We start from the raw sequence: 16,497 nt of genomic DNA on the forward strand, positions 1-16,497 counted from the left end.
TGGCGGGGCGGGCATGACGGTCAGACAGCCCGATCAAGCATCCGGCGACCTCTTCGCGGACCTGCCGGACGTCGGCTCAGACCAGGAGGAGCCGGCAGCCCCCGAAGGCACCCCAGCTGGACATCGTCGAGGATGCCGGCGAGGCCCCGACCTCGGCTGACAACCGGCAGCTGTCGAAGTGGCGGATCGGCTGTTGGACCGTCACCCACCGGGTCGGGTCGAGTGGTTCCCATGACCTCGTTCTTCGACAGCCCCGACCTGCTGCCCGCCTTCGTCGCCGCCAACCGCTCGCGGGTGGTCGGCGGCGGGGCGGACCCGTTCGAGTACGACCGGGTGACCGCCGCGCTGACCTCGCTGTACGACTGGCCCGCCGCCCTGGTGCAGGCCGGTCGGGCCCATCTCGGCGCCGGGGAGCGTGCCGAGGCGGCCGGGAACACCGTGTCGGCGGCCGCCGCCTACCGGACCGCCGCGGGGTGGCTGCACTGCGCGACGGTGCTGCCGCACCCCGACCGGGCGGCGCTCGCGGGGGCCGAGGCTGCCGCCGACCAGGCGATGCACCGCTCGCTGGCCCTGCTGGAGCCGGCGGCCGTGCGGATCGAGGGGCCGGGGTTCATCGGGCGGCTCCGGCGCCCGGCCGGCGTCGCGCGCCCGCCGCTGGTGGTGCTCGTGCCCGGGATGGACTCGAGCAAGGAGGAGTTCCACGACGTGGCCGACGCCTTGCTCGACCGGGGCCTGGCCGTCGCCGCCGTCGACGGGCCGGGGCAGGGCCTGCTCGCCGCGAGTTCGGCCCCCGAACCGGACTACGACAAGGTGGTGGGCGCGGTCCTGGACGTCCTCGACGCCCACTCCGACCTGGACCACGAGCGGATCGGCGTGATCGGGCTGAGCATGGGCGGCTACTACGCCGCGCTGACCGCCGCGCGCGAGCCGCGGGTGCGGGCCACCGCGACGGTGAGCGGTCCGACCGCGCTGGACTGGGCGGAGCTGCCCCCGTTCGTCACCGAGACGCTCACCCAGCGCTGCGGATCCGAGGACGCCGCAAGGGAGTTCGCACGCCTCCTGGACCTGACGCCGGTCGCGGGCAGCATTTCCGAGCCGCTGCTGGTCGTCGACGGGGGCCTGGACCGGATCCCGGGCGTGACCAACGGCGCGCCACTGGCCGCGGCCGCCCCGCGCGGCGAGTACCTGCTCGTCGCGCACGGCGACCACCTGCTCGGCAACGCCCGCGCGCAGTGGCTCCCGGCCACCGCGGACTGGCTCGCCGCGCGGCTCCGGGAGCCGGTCCGCTGACCGGGCGGGCGGCGCCGGGACCGCCCAGCGTGCGGATCGTCAACGGCCGTTCGCCCGGCTGCCGCGTACGCTCCGGCGTCCGCAGCCGGGACGGCCATGGCAGGACGGGCACGGAATCCGGTCCCCGCCGCCGTCGCCCTGGTAGCACAATGCGCTCATGCAGATCGCGTTGTTGGGGCCGCTGGAGGTCAGAGCCGCAGACGGTGCCCGGGTCACGGTGGGGGGTGCGCGGCTGCGGACGCTGCTGATCCTGCTGGCCCTGGAACCGGGCCGGGTGGTCTCCGCGGACCTGCTGATCGACGGGATCTGGGAGCAGGACCCGCCGATGGGGGCGCCGAACGCCCTGCAGGCGCTGGTGTCGCGGCTGCGGCGGGGGCTGCCGGGGGTGACGGTGGAGTCCCACCCGGCCGGGTACCGGCTGGTGATCGAGCCGGACGCGGTCGATGTGGTGCGGTTCGAGCGGCTGACCGCGGCCGGGCGGTCCGCGCTGCCCGGGGACGCCGCGACGGCGGCCGGGCTGCTGCGTGCGGCCCTGGAGCTGTGGCGCGGGCCGGCCCTGCTGGACGTGGCGAGCGTGGACTTCTTCCGCGGGCCGGTGGTGCGGCTGGCGGAGCTGCGGATGGCCGCGCTGGAGGACCGGATCGAGGCGGATCTGCGGATCGGTCACGGCCGGGAGCTGACCGGCGAGTTGACCTCGCTGGTGGCCGAGTATCCGCTGCGGGAGCGGCTGGTCGGGTCGTTGATGCGGGCGCTGGTCGCGGCCGGCCGGCCGGCGGAGGCGCTGACGGTCTACGAGCAGGCGCGCGAGGTGCTCGCCGAGGAGCTGGGCACCGACCCGTCGCCGGAGCTGTCCGCGCTGCACACCGCCGTGCTGCGCGGCGAGTTGGCGGCGATCCCCGAGCCGGCCGCGGCGACCCGCGCCCACCCCGCACACCTGGCGGAAGACCCGGCCGAGCCACTGGCCGAACCGCCCGCCGAACACCCGGCCCCGCCCGCCGTCGAGCACCGGCCGCCGACCAACCTGCGGGCGGGGCTGGCCAGTTTCGTCGGCCGCGACGAGGACGTCGGCCAGGTGGGGCGGCTGGTCGACGAGCACCGGCTGACCATGCTGACCGGTCCTGGCGGCGCCGGGAAGACCCGCCTGTCGATCGAGGCCGCCCGCCCGCTGCTCGACCGGTTCCCGGACGGTGTCTGGCTGGTGGAGCTCGCCCCGGTCACCGACGGCGCCGACCTGCCGCAGGCCGTGCTGGCCGCGTCGGGTCTGCGGGAGCAGCCCCAAGCCGCCGCCGAGCCGCTGGACCGGCTGGTCGCGGGGCTGCGCACCCGCCGGCTCCTGCTGCTGCTGGACAACTGCGAGCACCTGATCGAGGCGGCCGCGGCGCTGGTCGACCGGGTGCTCGGCGACTGCCCCGAGGTCAAGGTGCTGGCCACCAGCCGGGAACCGCTCGGTCTCACCGGCGAGGCGCTGTGGCCGGTGCTGCCGCTCGGCCTGCCGTCGCACGACGCGGCGGTGGCCGAGGCACTCACCTCCCCCGCCGTCCGGCTGCTCGGCGACCGGGCGGCCACGGCCAGATCAGGCTTCACGGTGAGCGAGCGGACCCTGCCGGCCGTGAGCCGGATCTGCCACGCGGTGGACGGCATGCCGCTGGCGATCGAGCTGGCCGCAGCCCGGCTGCGCACGATGACCGTCGAGCAGCTGGCCGCCCGCCTCGATGACCGGTTCCGGCTGCTCACCGGCGGTTCGCGGACCGCACCGCGCCAGCACCGGACGCTGCGGGCGGTGGTCGACTGGAGCTGGGAGCTGCTCGACGAACCGGAGCGGGCCCTGCTGCGCCGGCTCGCCGCGTTCCCCGGCGGCGCCACCCTGGACGCGGCCGAGCAGGTGTGCGCCGACGAGCCCGGCGCCGGCCCCGTCGACCGGGACCAGGTGCTCGACCTGCTCGCCTCACTGGTCGACAAGTCGCTGCTGGTGTCGACCGAGGACGGCCGCTACCGGATGCTGGAGACCATCAAGGCGTACGGGCTGGAGCGGCTGGCCGAGGCCGACGAGCTGGAGTCGATCCGCCGGGCCCACGCCGGCTACTTCACCGAGCTGGCCGAGCGGGCCGAGCCGTACCTGCGCCGGGCCGAGCAGTTGACCTGGCTGGGCCGGCTCGCCGCCGAGCACGACAACCTGACCGCCGCGCTGCGCGGCGCGCTCGCGGCGGGCGACGCCGCGACCGCGGTCCGGCTCGCGGCGGCGTCCGGCTGGTACTGGTGGCTCGGCGGTCACCAGGCCGAGGGCGCCGAACTGACCGCGCGGGCGATGGCCCTGCCGGGCCCGGCCGACGACGGGGCGCGGGCCGTGGCCTGCGCGATATCCGTCCTGCTGGCCACCGCCGGGCTGGGCGACGAGCGCCGGATCGGGGACCTGCTGGCGACGGCCAGGGATCTCGGCCGGCGGACCGGCGACAGCCACCCGCTGGTGCGCTTCCTGGCGCCGATGGACCGGGTGCGGGCGGGCGCCGACGACCTCGAAGGACCGGCCCGGGCCTGGGCGGAGCTGCTCGACGACCCGGATCCGTGGGTGCGGGCCTCCGCCCGGCTCGAAGGCGCCCGCGCGCTGGTCAACGTCGGCGGCCCGCCGGCCGAGGCGGAGACCCGGATCCGGCAGGCGCTGGCCGGGTTCCGCGCGATCGGGGAGCGCTGGGGCACTTCCTTCGCGCTCAGCGTGCTGGCCGACCTGGTCGCCCGGCGCGGCGACTACACCGGCGCGCTGGACCTGCTCGAACAGGCCGATGCCGTGGTCATCGAGCTCGGAGTGCTGGAGGACCGGCTGTACGCGCGGGGCAAGCAGGCCGAGTGGCGCTGGCTGCTCGGCGACCGGGTGGGCAGTGCCTCGGTCATGGCGCGGGCCGAGCGGGAGGCCCGGCAGGTCCCGTGGTCCGACGCGCTGGCCGGGCTGGCCCACTCGCGGGCCGAACTCGCCCGCTGGGCCGACCGGCCGAGCGCCGCCCGGGCCGAACTGGCGCAGGCGGCGGAGCTCGTCCAGGGCATCGCCGTGCACCCGGTGTTCCGCGCCATGCTGCTCGACTCGCTGGGTCATCTCGACGCCGCCGAAGGCGACTTGGCCTCGGCCCGGGCACACCGGAGCGAGGCGCTCGCGCTGGCGCTGGAGTCCATGCACGCGCCCACCCTCGGCCAGATCCTGGTCGGTGTCGCGGACCAGGCGCTGCGCCAGGGCAGCCCGCGCCAGGCGGCCTGCCTACTGGCCGCGAGCCGGGCGGTGCGGGGCGGCCCCGACCTGTCCCGTCCCGACCCCGCACGGGTGGAGAACGCGGCGCGCGCCGCGCTCGGCGAGGAGTTCACCGAGGCGGCGCGGAGCGGTGCCGGGTTGTCGCTGGGGACGGTGGGGGCGGTGCGGGAGCTGGCCGCCGTCACGCTTGGCGGTTGAACAGCCTGGTGGCCCAGAGCGAGGCCGCCACGGCGATGACGAGGCACCAGGCGACGGCGATGATGCCGTTGTCGCCGATCGGGCCACCCATCAGCAGGCCCCGGATGGTCTCGATGATCGGGGTGAAGGGCTGGTGCTGGGCGAACCAGCGCAGCCAGCCCGACATGGAGCCGGTGGGGACGAACGCGCTGCCGATGAACGGCAGGAGCGCCAGCGGCAGGACGATGTTGCTGGCTCCCTCCGGGGTCTTGCTGAGCGTGCCGAGCGCGACGGCCAGCCAGGTCACCGCGAAGGTCAGCAGGGTGATGAGTCCGATCGCCGCGAGCCAGTGCACCGGGTCGGCGGACGGCCGGAAGCCCATCGCCAGCGCGAGTCCGATGACGATCCCGACGCTGACCATGGTCTGGATCACGCTGCCCAGCACGTGGCCGACCAGGATCGAGGCCCGGGAGATGGCCATGGTCCGGAACCGGGCGATGATGCCCTCGGTCAGGTCGGTGCAGACGGAGACCGCCGTGGACGTGGCGGCGGCGGTCACGGTCATCAGGATGATGCCGGGGGCCAGGTAGTTGATGTAGGCGCTGCCGTGGCCGACGCCGGTGGCCAGGGCGCCGCCGAGCACGTAGACGAAGAGCAGCAGGAAGACGACCGGGACCATGACGGCGCCCAGCGAGAGTCCGGGGTAGCGCAGCGCGTGCGTCATCTTGCGCCGCAGCATGGTCGACGAGTCGCGCAGGGCGTAGGCGGCGGTGCTGGTGCTCATCGGGTGGTCTCCAGTTCGGTGGTGGCGGGCCGGTTGGTCGCGGTCGACCGGCCGGTGAGGGCGAGGAACACGTCGTCGAGGTCGGGGGTGTGCACGGTCAGGCCGCCGACCTCGATCGCCTCGGCGTCGAGCCGGTCGAGCAGCGAGCGCAGCGACTCCACGCCGCCGTCGCTGGGCACTTGGAGGGTGAGCGCGTCCTGATCGCAGGTCACCTCGCCGAACGCGCGGGCCGCCCGTTCGAAGCCGTCGGGGTCGGTGAACCGCAGGCTGACGTGCCCGCCCGGGACCAGCCGCTTGAGCTCGTGCGCGGTGCCCTCGGCGACCAGCCGCCCGCCGTCCAACACCGCGATCCGGTCGGCGAGTTGGTCGGCCTCCTCGAGGTACTGGGTGGTCAGGAAGATGGTCGTGCCGCCGGCCACCAGGTCCCTGATGATCTGCCACATCGCGCGCCGGCTGCGCGGGTCGAGGCCGGTGGTCGGCTCGTCCAGGAAGATCACCCGCGGGCCGCCGACCAGGGTCATCGCCAGGTCCAGCCGCCGCAGCATCCCGCCGGAGAAGGTGGCCGCCGGCTTCCTGGCCACGTCCACCAGGTCGAATCCCGCCAGGAGTTCGGCCGCCCGCCGGCGGCCCTCGGCCTTGCCCAGATGGCGCAGGTCGGCCATCAGGCGCAGGTTCTCCTCGGCGGTCAGCAGCTTGTCCACCGCCGAGAACTGCCCGGTGACCCCGATCGCCGCCCGCACCGCGTCCGGCTCACCCGCCAGGTCGTGCCCGGCGATCCGCACCTGGCCGCCGTCCGGCCGGACCAGGGTGGAGAGGATCTGCACCGTGGTGGTCTTGCCGGCCCCGTTCGGCCCGAGCAGCGAGAAGATCGTGCCCGCCGGGACGTGCAGATCGACACCGTCGAGGACGGTCTTCGCGCCGTACGACTTGCGTAGCCCGGTGGCCACGATCGCCGGCTGGTCTGAGGTGGTCATCTTGTCCGCCTGTTTCCTGGTCGCTTCCTGCTGACGTGCTCACCATGGCCGGACCCGCTGATAGCCCCTGGAGGCATCGCTGACAGCTCGCTGACACGACCTGACACGGGGCCTGACACGGCCTGAGGGCCTGACGCGACCAGGCCGACGCTCCGCGGCGTGGCCCTACTCGGTGCGCAGCGCCGTGACGGTGCGGGTCCGCGCGGCCCAGCCGGCGGGCAGCAGGGCGCCGAGGACGGCGATCAGCACCCCGCCCAGGCCCAGTAGCGCGAGTTCCGAGTCGGGGTAGACGTCGATGGCCACGGCGGGGAAGTCGAGGCCGGCGCTGTGGCCCATCGCGGGCACGGTCACCGCGTGCAGGGCCAGGCCGAGCGGCAGGCCGACGGCGCCGCCGATCAGGCCGACCACGGTGACCGAGGCGAGCACCATGGTGACGGTCTGCCGGGGAGTCATGCCCAGCGCCTTGGCCACGCCGATCTCGCGGACCCGCTCGCGGGTCTCCAGCACCACGGTGTTGAGCACGCCCAGGCCGGCGGTGGCGACCAGGATCAGCGTGAGCAGCGCGGTCAGCGCGTCGAGGGCGACGATGGTGCCGCTCTCGCCGTGGCTCCGGCCGCTGCCGGCGGTGACGCCCAGCGGCGCCAGCGTGCCGTTCAAGGCGGTGGCGTAGCCGGCCGCGTCCGTGCCGGGCTTCAGCTTGATCGAGTAGGTCTCGGGGTGCAGGTCGGGCTCGGCCGGAGCCAGGGTGGCGGCCTCGGTGAGGACCTCGTCGGTCTGGGTGTGCGGGTCGAAGACCTCGCCGACGAGCCGGACCCCGATCGCCTTGCCGTGGTCCTGCAGGGTGACGGTGTCACCGAGCCGGGTGCCGCTGGCGGTCAGGAAGGTGGACGGCACCACGGCCTCGCCGGGGGCGGTGAACCAGCGTCCGGAGACCATCGTGAAGCCGGCCCAGGAGGAGTCGCCGCTGAAGGCGAAGACGCTGGTGGTCCCGGCCACCCCCGGCACGGTCACCTCCGTGCCGGCGGTGCCGAAGTACTTCTCGGTGCCGGCCTGGGCGTTGACGGCCGCGGTGATCGCGGCGGGATCGGCCGTGGCCCGCGTCCGGTGCGGCGTGACGTTCGACGGCGCGCCAGGTCCTGCCACGGCCGACCCGGTCGGCGGGCCGAAGGCGTTGACCACCACATCGGCGGTGTCGTGGTTCTTGGCGGCCTGCACCCAGTTCAGCGAGGAGCCCATGCCCACCGCGAAGGTGGCGGCGGCGGTGCCGAAGACGATCGCCGCGACCATCCCGGCCATCCGGGCGGGGCGGGCGAAGGGCTGGGCCAGGCCCAGGCTGACCGGCCGGGGCAGCGGCAGCCGGGCCGCCAGCCGGGCGGCGCGCCGGCCACTGCCGGCCCGCGGGGTGCGGCCGACGGCGAGCGCGTCGACGGTGCGCAGCCGCCCGGCCCGCAGCGCGGCCACCCAGGCGGTGGCGGTCACCAGACCGAGCGCGCCGCCGATCACCACCACGTCGACCCAGGGCGCGACGCCCGAGGTGGTGGTGCCGTAGACGTCGGCGGTGGCGGACAGCACCGGGATCGCCAGCGCGTTGCCGGCCAGCGCACCGATCGCGGTGCCGACCGCCGCCGGCACCAGGGCCTGCCCCATGTACGAGCGCACCACCTGGGCAGGGGTGAACCCGAGCGACTTGAGGATGCCGATCCGCCGGGTCCCGGTGCCGACCGCGCCGGAGACCACGATGCCGACGATGAGCACCGACATCAGCACGCCGAGCAGGCCGAAGGCGACCAGGAAGGGCACGAAGAGCGCGGTGTTCCGGTTGGTGCCCTGCGCCGTGACGAGCCAGGACTGCGCGCCGACCAGGGCGCCGGGCGGGGTCGCGGAGGCCACGGCGGCGCGGTCGGCCGCGACCTGCGCGGTGCTGCCGGCCGAGGCGAAGCGGTAGAGCATCTGGTAGCCGCCGGCGGTGCCGGGCGCGCCGAGCGAGGCGAGCTCGGCCGGGGACACCCAGGCGTCCGCCGTCCGGCTGACCGAACGGGCGAAGCCGACCACGGTCAGCTTCGGATCACCGGGCAGCTCGGGGTAGTCCAGCACCGTGCCGAGGTCCTGGACCGGGCTCCCATAGCTGTCGGCGAGCACGATCTGGCCGGGGCCGCTCGCCCAGCCGCCGCGCAGCAGCGTGACGTCGTCGACGGGCCCGCCGGGGTCGGTGCGGCCGACCACGGTCATCGGCGGCAGGCTCGCGTTCGCGGGCAGGCCCAGGTCGGCGCCGGTGTGCGGGTCGAGGGTCGCGGTGCCGAACGGCCCGGCGGCGGCGGTGACTGCGGCGGCGTGCGCGGAGGACGTCAGCTGCTCGGCCGTGGTCCGGCTCGCATCGAACCGCGCGGTCAGGTGCGCGCCGTGCTGACCGGCGAAGGCCCGGTCGAACGGCCCGTCGGAGGCCACCAGCAACGACCCGCCGAGGACGGACACGGTCACCGCCAGCATCGTGGCCAGCCCGGTCACCAGGGTCTGCACCCGGCGGCGGCGCACGCCCGATCGCACCACCCTGCCCAGGCCGCTCATCGGACGGCCTCGGTGCGGACGTCGGCGGCGATCCGGCCGTCGGCGATGGTGACGGTCCGGGTCGCGCAGGCCTGTGCCAGGGTCAGGTCGTGGGTGACCGTGACGATCGTCTGGCCGTCCGCGTGCAGCTCGTTGAGCAGCGCCTTGACGTCCTCGCCGGAGGCGGAGTCCAGCGCACCGGTCGGCTCGTCGGCGAGCAGCAGTGGCGGACGGTTCATCAGAGACCTGGCCACCGCGACCCGCTGACGCTCGCCGCCGGACAGCCGCCCCGGGTAGGCCCGGGCGTGCCGCTCGATGCCCAGCGCCGCCAGCAGCTCGCCGGCCCGCCGGCGCGCCGCGCCGCGTCCGGTGCCGGCCATCTCCGCCGGGAGCATCACGTTGTCGGCCACCGTCAGGTCGTCGAGCAGGTTGAAGAACTGGAAGACCATGCCGATCTTCGCCCGCCGGAAGCGCGCCGATCCGGCCTCGCTCAGCGCGTCCACCCGCGTGCCGTCCACCGTGACGGTGCCAGCGCTCGGCCGGTCCAGGCCGGCGATCAGGTTGAGCATCGTGGACTTGCCGCTGCCCGACGGTCCGACGATCGCCACCGACTCGCCGGCCCGCACCGTCAGCGACACCTGGTCCAGCGCCGCGGGGCCCTCCTGGTAGCGGCGGCTGACGCCGCTCAACTCGATCACCGGCGTGCTCATCATCGTCTCCCTCGATCTGCCGAGCCTGCTTCCGGCGGGCTGCCCGACCGGCTGATCCGAAGGTAGGAGCAGGGGTTGACCTGGCGCGTCGCTCGGGCGAGGCATCTGCGCTACCGCGAGAGGCGCATGCCGGCCGGCGTCATCCTTGCGAGGTAGGCGAGGGATGCAGCAGGACTACCGTCCCGGACGGATGTACCGAGCCGGGGGTGTCGGCCACAATGATCACGTGACGAACCCGCCCGCAGTGGATCGACTGCGCGAACTGGCCGATCGGACGGCCCGTCAACTCGGGCTCCGGCCAGGCCCGGAGACCCGACGCGTACCGGCCGTGGCCGCGCGCGGCCGGGTGTTCGACCTCGCGCTGGCGCTGGGCCTCGCGGCGGGCGCCGTCCACTACGCGAGGCTGGTCCCGCTGACCGGCGGCGTGGACTGGACCGGCCGGCTGCTCCTGGTGCCGCTCGTCCCGCTGCCGCTGGCGCTGCGCCGCCGGCTCCCGCTGGCGGCGCTCTGGGCCGTGTCAGCGCTGGCGCTGCCGGTCAGGGGCGACTCCCCGGACATCGCCTACTGGTCCTCGGTCCCGTGCGTCATCGCCGTCTACACGGCCGCCGTCCACGGACCGCGGCGGCGTGCCACGCTGCTCAGCCTCCCGGCGGCCGCCGTGGTGCTGGTCCTGCTGTTCAGCAGCGCGCAACTGCCCAGCTTCCCCAACGGGGTGGTCGCGCTGCTGGTGCTGATCCCGGTGCTCGCGGTGGCCTACGAGATCAGGATGTGGCGGCGCCGGGTCGAGGAGGGCCACCAGCGGATGTCCGACCTGGCGCGCGAGCAGGTCGAGGCGCTGGAGCGCGCGGTCGAGCACGAACGGGCACGCATCGCCCGCGAGTTGCACGACGTGGTGACCCACAACGTCAGCGTGATGGTGATTCAGACCGGTGCCGCCCGCAAGATCATGGACAGCTCCCCGGAGCGGGCCCGCGAGGCGCTCCTCGCGGTGGAGACCGGCGGCCGGGCGGCGATGGCCGAACTGCGCCAGGTCATGGGGCTGCTGACGATGGACAGCGACACCGACGGCGACGATCCGGCCGGGACGGCGCAACTCGCCCCGCAACCGGGCCTGAACCGGCTGGAGGCCCTGGTCACCGGGGTGCGGCAGGCCGGGATGCCGATCGAGCTGACCGTGCTGGGCCGGCGGCGCGCGGTGCCGCCCGGCGTCGAACTCGCCGCCTACCGGGTGGTACAGGAGGCGCTGACCAACACGGTGAAGCACGCGAGCGGCGCGAGCGCCGAGGTGATCGTCGAATACGCTGTCGACCGGCTGCGAGTGGAGGTCGCCGACACCGGCGGCCGGCCGAGCCCCTCCGCGGCCACCGGCAACGGCCGCGGCTTGATCGGCCTGCGCGAACGCCTGGCCGTCTACGGCGGCACCGTCGAGACCGGACCCCGCCCGCGCGGAGGGTACCGGGTCAGAGCCCTGATACCGCTGGAGACGTCGTGACCGAGCCGCTGCATGTCGTGGTCGCCGATGATCAGGCGCTGGTGCGCACCGGGTTCCGGATGATCCTGGAATCCGAGGGCATCGAGGTGGTCGCCGAGGCCGGCAACGGCGCCGAGGCCGTCGACGCGGTCCGCCGCACCCGGCCCGACGTGGTCCTGATGGACATCCGGATGCCGGAGCTGGACGGCCTGGAGGCGACCCGGCGGATCGTCGGCGACGACCCGAACGGCCCGCGGGTGATCATCCTGACCACCTTCGACCTCGACCAGTACGTCTACGCCGCGCTGTCGGCCGGGGCCAGCGGCTTCCTGCTCAAGGACGTCAGCCCCGAGCATCTGGCCGGCGCCGTCCGGATGGTGCGCGGCGGCGACGCGCTGCTGGCCCCGGCGATCACCCGCCGGCTGGTCGAGCGCTTCGCCCGCCGCGACGCCGCCGCCACCGCGATCCACCGCGACCTGGCCGCGCTGACGCCGCGGGAGCTGGAGGTGATGGGCCTGCTGGCGCGGGGGCTGAGCAACGCCGAACTCGCCGCCAGGCTCCAGCTGTCCGAGGCGACCGTGAAGACCCACGTGGCCCGGATCCTCGGCAAGCTCGGGCTCCGCGACCGGGCCCAGGCGGTGGTGATCGCCTACGAGACCGGGCTGGTCAGCGCGGGCGAGAACCGGGCCGGAGGCTAGGGCCTGTAGGGCCCCAGCACCTCCCGAACGAATCCTGCCGGCCGCGCGCCGCCATGCGCGCCCCCAATTTCTGCTTATGTTTCAGGCCTGCTGACGCTGCGTCAGCCGACGACCTCGGTCGGCGACGGCCGGTCCGGCATCGCCGCCGGGATCCATAAGCTCCGCTTTGCCAAGAGCCGATTACTGTCGTTGGACGCGAGGGTACGACCGGGTCGAAGTTGGCAGCATGACGTCTTCCCTTGTGTCCGGCGCGGTCGTCGCGCGGGTCACTCCGGCGATCGACGACCTCGTCGTCACAGCCCGCGAGGTCATCCAGCGCGGCCTGCCACCGGAGCTGACGGCCCATCTGGTCGGCGAGCTGATCGTCCCGCTGCTCGGCACCCCCGACCTGCTCACCGCCGAGCAGTGCGAGGGCCACCCCGACCGCTACCGCCAGCACGTGCTGCACGCCGAGACCGACGGCAGCTTCTCGATCGTCGCGCTGGTCTGGCTGCCAGGCCAGCGGACCACCATCCATGACCACGTCTCCTGGTGCGTCACCGGTGTCCACCAGGGGCAGGAGAGCGAACGCCGCTACCGGTTGATGACCGACGGGCGGACCTCCCGGCTGATCCCGACCGAGGACGTGACCAACCCCACCGGCGCGATCGCCGCCTTCGCCCCGCCCGGCGACATCCACCGGGTGCGCAACGCCTGCGCGACCAAGGCGATCTCGATCCACGTCTACGGCGCGGACATCTCGCGGCTGGGGACCAGCATCCGTCGGACCTACCGCGACCCCGAGGGCGAGCAGTGAGCGCCACCTCGGCGGCGGGCCGCCACCCGGAACAGGACGGCCACCTGGTGAGCGAAAGCGGTGGCGTCCGGCACATCGCCGTGGTGGGCGCCGGAGCCGCGGGCACCCTGACGGCGATGCGACTGCTCCAGCACGCCGCCGCGGACCGCCGGGCCGCGTTGCGGATCTGGCTGATCGACCCCGAACCGGCCGGCCGGGGCCTGGCCTTCGGCACCGAGGCGCCGCACCACCTGCTGAACGTCCCGGCCGGGCGGATGAGCGCGCACCGGGACGACCCGGACCACTTCGTCCGCTGGCTCGCCGAGCACGGGGAGCCGGGCCGGGAGCACGACTTCATCGCCCGGGGCCGGTACGGCCGCTACCTGGCCGACAGCCTCGACGCCGCGAGCCGGCTCGACGGCGCCCCGGACCTGGTCCGCCTGCACGACCGCGTCGTCGGCATCACCCACCAGCCGGATCCGGCCGCCTCACCGCTGCGCCTGCGGCTGGCCAGCGGGCAGTGGCTCGACTTCGACGCCGCGGTGCTGGCACTGGGCAACTTCGCACCGGGCCAGGGCTGGGCCCCGCCCGCGCTGCGCTCGGCGCCCGGCTACCTGCCCGACCCGTGGGCGCCCGGCGCGCTGGAGCGCGTCGCCGACGACCGCGACGTCCTGCTCGTCGGCACCGGCCTGACCATGGTGGACATGGCGCTCACCCTGCAGCGCCCCGGCCGCGTCGTGCACGCGCTCTCCCGGCACGGGCTGGTACCCCAACCGCACGCCGGCACACCGGTGGTCGTCGCGCCGACGCCCGACCTTGACGGGGTGTCGGGGCTGGCCGAGCTGCGTCGCGCGGTACTGCGGCAGATCTCCCGCTGCCGCCGCAGCCACGGCGACTGGCGGGCGGGCGTCGACAGCCTGCGCCCGCTCACCTCCGCACTCTGGCAGCGGCTTTCGCCGGCCGACCAGGCCCGGCTCCTCGACCAGGACCTGCGGCTCTGGGAGACCCACCGCCACCGGATCCCACCAACCAGCGCCGCGGCACTGCGCGGCGCCGTGGACGCCGGGCTGGTCAGCATCGGCCGGGGAACCGTGGTCGGCGCCGAAACCGCCGAGGCCACCGAGAGCGGCAAGAGCGCGGAGACCACCGCGGACCGGCTCCAGGTCCGGCTGGACAACGGCCGCCGGTTGCGGGTGGCCGCGGTGCTGAACTGCACCGGCTCGCAGACCGACCTGACCCGCGTCGAGGACCCGCTGGTCGCCGACCTGCTCGCGGGCGGCCTCGGCTATCCGGCACCCGTCGGCGGCGGCTTCGACACCACCTCGGCCGGTCGGCTCCGTCCGGCGGCCGACCACGCCCCCGCTCCGCTGTGGACCCTCGGGACCCTGCGCCGCGGCAACCTCCTGGAGTCCACCGCGATCCCCGAAATCCGCTGCCAGGCCGACGACCTCGCGCTGCTCCTGCTCGACCGCAGCGCCGTAGAACAGCGGGGGGCCACGGCGCGGCAGCACTGAGGCGGGGCCGCCGGATCGAGCAGCCGGGCTGGCTACCCGATCCGGCGGTACTCGTAGCGGTCCCTGATCCACGCGTGGAAGTACCGGCCGAGGCTCTCGGCAGCCAGCAACCCCCGGTGGACGTCCTCGGGCACCGCCAGGTACCGGTAGACCGACCCGCTGGTGAACTCCAGCTCCAGCGCCCCGTCGGCAGGGTCGTACCCGACCGCCGCCAGGCAGCTGGACTCCACCGGGACGCGTTCCACCCCTCCAGCCTGGCCGAGCCCGCCCGTCCCGGCCATCGGGCTCGGGAATGGGCTCGGGCTGGGCCGAGCCGTTACGCCGTCGCGGAGACCAGCCCCGCCCGGTAGGCGATGATCACCAGTTGCACGCGGTCGCGCGCGCCCAGCTTGGTGAGCAGGCGCGCCACATGGGTCTTCGCGGTGGCGGGGCCGATGAAGAGCTCAGCCGCGATCTCGCTGTTGGACAGGCCGCGCCCGACCAGGGTGAGCACCTCCCGCTCCCGCTCGGTGACCCCCTCCAGCGAGAGCGAGCGCCCCGACACCCCCGCCGGAACAGCAGCCCGCGCCGGCTCGGGCCGGTGGGCGAACTCCGCGATCAGCCGCCGGGTCACGCTCGGCGCGATCAACGCGTCCCCGGCGGCGACCACCCGCACCGCGGCCAGGATGTCGTCCAGCGCCATGTCCTTGACCAGGAAGCCGCTGGCCCCGGCCCGTAGCGCGGCGTAGACGTGGTCATCGTCGTCGAAGGTGGTGAGCATGATGACCCGGGCCGCGGCGGAGGCGGCGGTGATCCGCCGGGTGGCTTCGATGCCGTCCATGCCGGGCATCCGGATGTCCATCACCACCACGTCGGGCCGCAACTCCGCGGCCAGCTCGACGGCTTCGGCCCCGTCGCCGGCCTCCCCCACGATCTCCAGATCCGGGCAGTCGGTGATCACCATGCCGAGCCCGGCCCGCACCAGCGGCTGGTCGTCGACGAGCAGCAGACGGATCGTCACAGCGGCAACCTCGCCATCACCCGGAAACCGCCCGTGGACCCGGGCCCGGCGCTGAACCGGCCGTTCAGCAAGGCCACCCGCTCGCGCATCCCGGCGATCCCCCAGCCGGCGCCCTCGGGCACCGGCCGCCGCGCCGCGTCACCACGCCCGTGGTCGACCACCTCGATGGCCAGCTCCTCGTCCTCGTACGCCAACGAGACCTGGCAGTGCGGGCTGTCCGCATGCCGCACCACATTGGCCACCGACTCCTGCACGATCCGGAAAGCGGCCAGCTCGATCTCCGGCGGCAGCGGGCGCGGCCGCCCCTGTCGCCGTACCTCGACCCCGACCCCGGCCCGCGCCGTGTCGGCGGCCAGCCGCTCCAGGTCGGCCAGACCCGACACCGGGGCGAACTCCGGTGCCTGCCCGTCGGCCTGGCGCAGCGCGACCAGCATCCGGCGCAGCCCGGCCAGGGTCTCCCGGCTGGTGGCCTCGACGGCGCCCAACGCCTCGCGGGCCCTGGCCGGCCGGCTCTCGATGATCCGGCCGGCCGCGCCGGCCTGGATCGCGATCACGCCGATGCTGTGCGCCACCATGTCGTGCAACTCGCGGGCGATCCGGAGCCGTTCGGCCGCCACCGCCTGCTCGGCGACCTCGGCGCGCAGCCGCTCGGCGTGTCTTCGCCGCTGGCGGATCGAGGCGCCGATCAGCCAGGCCAGGACGGTGGCCGCGGTGATCGGCACCGCGACATCGCGGAAGCCGGCGCCCCACTGCCCGTTCGCGATCCGCCACTCGCCGAGCTCGACGGCCAGCACCACGAGCCCTGCCGCCCCGGAGACCCGGTACCGGGCACGCTCGGTGGCCGATCCCAGCCCCGGCTCGGCCGCCAGCAGGCAGACCAGCAGATCGAACACCGGCAGGTAGAGCACCCAGACCGGCTGCCGGCACACCAACGACAGCGACGAGGCGACCACCAGCACCCCGAGCATCGGCAACGGCCACCGCCGGCCGAGCCCGATCGGCAGCGCCGAGACCAGGGCCAGCCCGGCGCACTCGACGACCTCCCGATCCACCATGCCTCGCCCCCCGACGGGGAGCAGCTGCGCCACCAAGAGCAGCAGCCCGAAGAAGGCCGCCGCGCTCCAACTGAGCGCCGACCAGAGGCGAGGTGGCACCCGCCCGAGCAGCGGCGGCCACGGCATGACGTGATCCACGGGCCGATCGTAGCCACCGCCACCCCGACCGGTCGTCCCCTTACAGGCGTACGCCCACGGGCGGACCAGCCGGACCACACGGAGGCGGTGAACCGATGGCCGTCCGGCGTGATGGCCTGGTTGGAGACCAGC

General features: G+C 74.7%; 13 protein-coding genes. 6 read left to right on the top strand and 7 right to left on the bottom strand.

Annotated elements, in window-relative coordinates; genetic code table 11:
- The first annotated feature begins 231 nt into the window (after positions 1–231).
- On the top strand, positions 232–1,290 hold the full coding sequence (locus ABH937_RS16945; protein WP_280691003.1) for a S9 family peptidase: 1,059 nt from the start codon (positions 232–234) through the stop codon (positions 1,288–1,290).
- A 157-nt stretch (positions 1,291–1,447) separates the two neighbouring features.
- Positions 1,448–4,723 (top strand): BTAD domain-containing putative transcriptional regulator, encoded by a 3,276-nt coding sequence (locus tag ABH937_RS16950; RefSeq protein WP_280691004.1) that lies wholly within the window; start codon positions 1,448–1,450, stop codon positions 4,721–4,723.
- Here ABH937_RS16950 and ABH937_RS16955 read toward each other — a convergent pair.
- The 4 genes from ABH937_RS16955 to ABH937_RS16970 form a co-directional block, all read right to left on the bottom strand.
- Positions 4,707–5,486, bottom strand: coding sequence for an ABC transporter permease (locus tag ABH937_RS16955; protein WP_280691005.1), 780 nt, complete (start codon positions 5,484–5,486; stop codon positions 4,707–4,709). The genes ABH937_RS16950 and ABH937_RS16955 overlap by 17 nt on opposite strands.
- A complete protein-coding gene (locus ABH937_RS16960; RefSeq protein WP_280691007.1) occupies positions 5,483–6,460 on the bottom strand; it encodes an ATP-binding cassette domain-containing protein in 978 nt (325 codons plus the stop codon). The genes ABH937_RS16955 and ABH937_RS16960 overlap by 4 nt, the downstream gene beginning before the upstream one ends.
- A 165-nt stretch (positions 6,461–6,625) precedes the next feature.
- Positions 6,626–9,025 (bottom strand): ABC transporter permease, encoded by a 2,400-nt coding sequence (locus ABH937_RS16965; RefSeq protein WP_370218674.1) that lies wholly within the window; start codon positions 9,023–9,025, stop codon positions 6,626–6,628.
- A complete protein-coding gene (locus ABH937_RS16970; RefSeq protein WP_280691009.1) occupies positions 9,022–9,714 on the bottom strand; it encodes an ABC transporter ATP-binding protein in 693 nt (230 codons plus the stop codon). The genes ABH937_RS16965 and ABH937_RS16970 overlap by 4 nt, the downstream gene beginning before the upstream one ends.
- A gap of 226 nt (positions 9,715–9,940) precedes the next feature.
- Here ABH937_RS16970 and ABH937_RS16975 point away from each other — a divergent pair, with 226 nt between their 5' ends.
- The 4 genes from ABH937_RS16975 (at position 9,941) to ABH937_RS16990 (ending at position 14,172) form a co-directional block, all read left to right on the top strand.
- Complete coding sequence (locus ABH937_RS16975) at positions 9,941–11,206, top strand: sensor histidine kinase (RefSeq protein WP_370218675.1); 1,266 nt, start codon at positions 9,941–9,943, stop codon at positions 11,204–11,206.
- The gene (locus ABH937_RS16980) at positions 11,203–11,883 is read left to right on the top strand and encodes a response regulator transcription factor (protein WP_280691012.1); all 681 of its coding nucleotides are present in this window, start codon (positions 11,203–11,205) and stop codon (positions 11,881–11,883) included. Before ABH937_RS16975 ends, ABH937_RS16980 begins: the two co-directional genes overlap by 4 nt.
- A gap of 226 nt (positions 11,884–12,109) precedes the next feature.
- Positions 12,110–12,679 carry a cysteine dioxygenase family protein gene (locus ABH937_RS16985; RefSeq protein WP_280691013.1) on the top strand — a complete coding sequence of 190 codons (570 nt, stop codon included), beginning with the start codon at positions 12,110–12,112 and terminating at the stop codon, positions 12,677–12,679.
- Positions 12,676–14,172 (top strand): FAD/NAD(P)-binding protein, encoded by a 1,497-nt coding sequence (locus ABH937_RS16990; protein ID WP_280691015.1) that lies wholly within the window; start codon positions 12,676–12,678, stop codon positions 14,170–14,172. The genes ABH937_RS16985 and ABH937_RS16990 overlap by 4 nt, the downstream gene beginning before the upstream one ends.
- Positions 14,173–14,204: 32 nt before the next feature.
- Here the strand turns inward: ABH937_RS16990 and ABH937_RS16995 are convergent, their stop codons facing one another.
- The 3 genes from ABH937_RS16995 to ABH937_RS17005 form a co-directional block, all read right to left on the bottom strand.
- Complete coding sequence (locus ABH937_RS16995; protein ID WP_280691017.1) at positions 14,205–14,417, bottom strand: KTSC domain-containing protein; 213 nt, start codon at positions 14,415–14,417, stop codon at positions 14,205–14,207.
- A 71-nt stretch (positions 14,418–14,488) separates the two neighbouring features.
- Positions 14,489–15,172: a response regulator transcription factor gene (locus tag ABH937_RS17000; RefSeq protein WP_280691018.1), complete on the bottom strand. Its 684-nt coding sequence runs from the start codon at positions 15,170–15,172 to the stop codon at positions 14,489–14,491.
- Positions 15,169–16,365, bottom strand: a complete 1,197-nt coding sequence (locus tag ABH937_RS17005; RefSeq protein ID WP_280691021.1) for a sensor histidine kinase — start codon at positions 16,363–16,365, stop codon at positions 15,169–15,171. The genes ABH937_RS17000 and ABH937_RS17005 overlap by 4 nt, the downstream gene beginning before the upstream one ends.
- Between the last annotated feature and the right edge of the window lie 132 nt (positions 16,366–16,497).

Origin of the sequence: Kitasatospora sp. GAS1066B (genome assembly GCF_041262605.1) — a bacterium.
Classification (GTDB): Bacteria; Actinomycetota; Actinomycetes; order Streptomycetales; family Streptomycetaceae; genus Kitasatospora.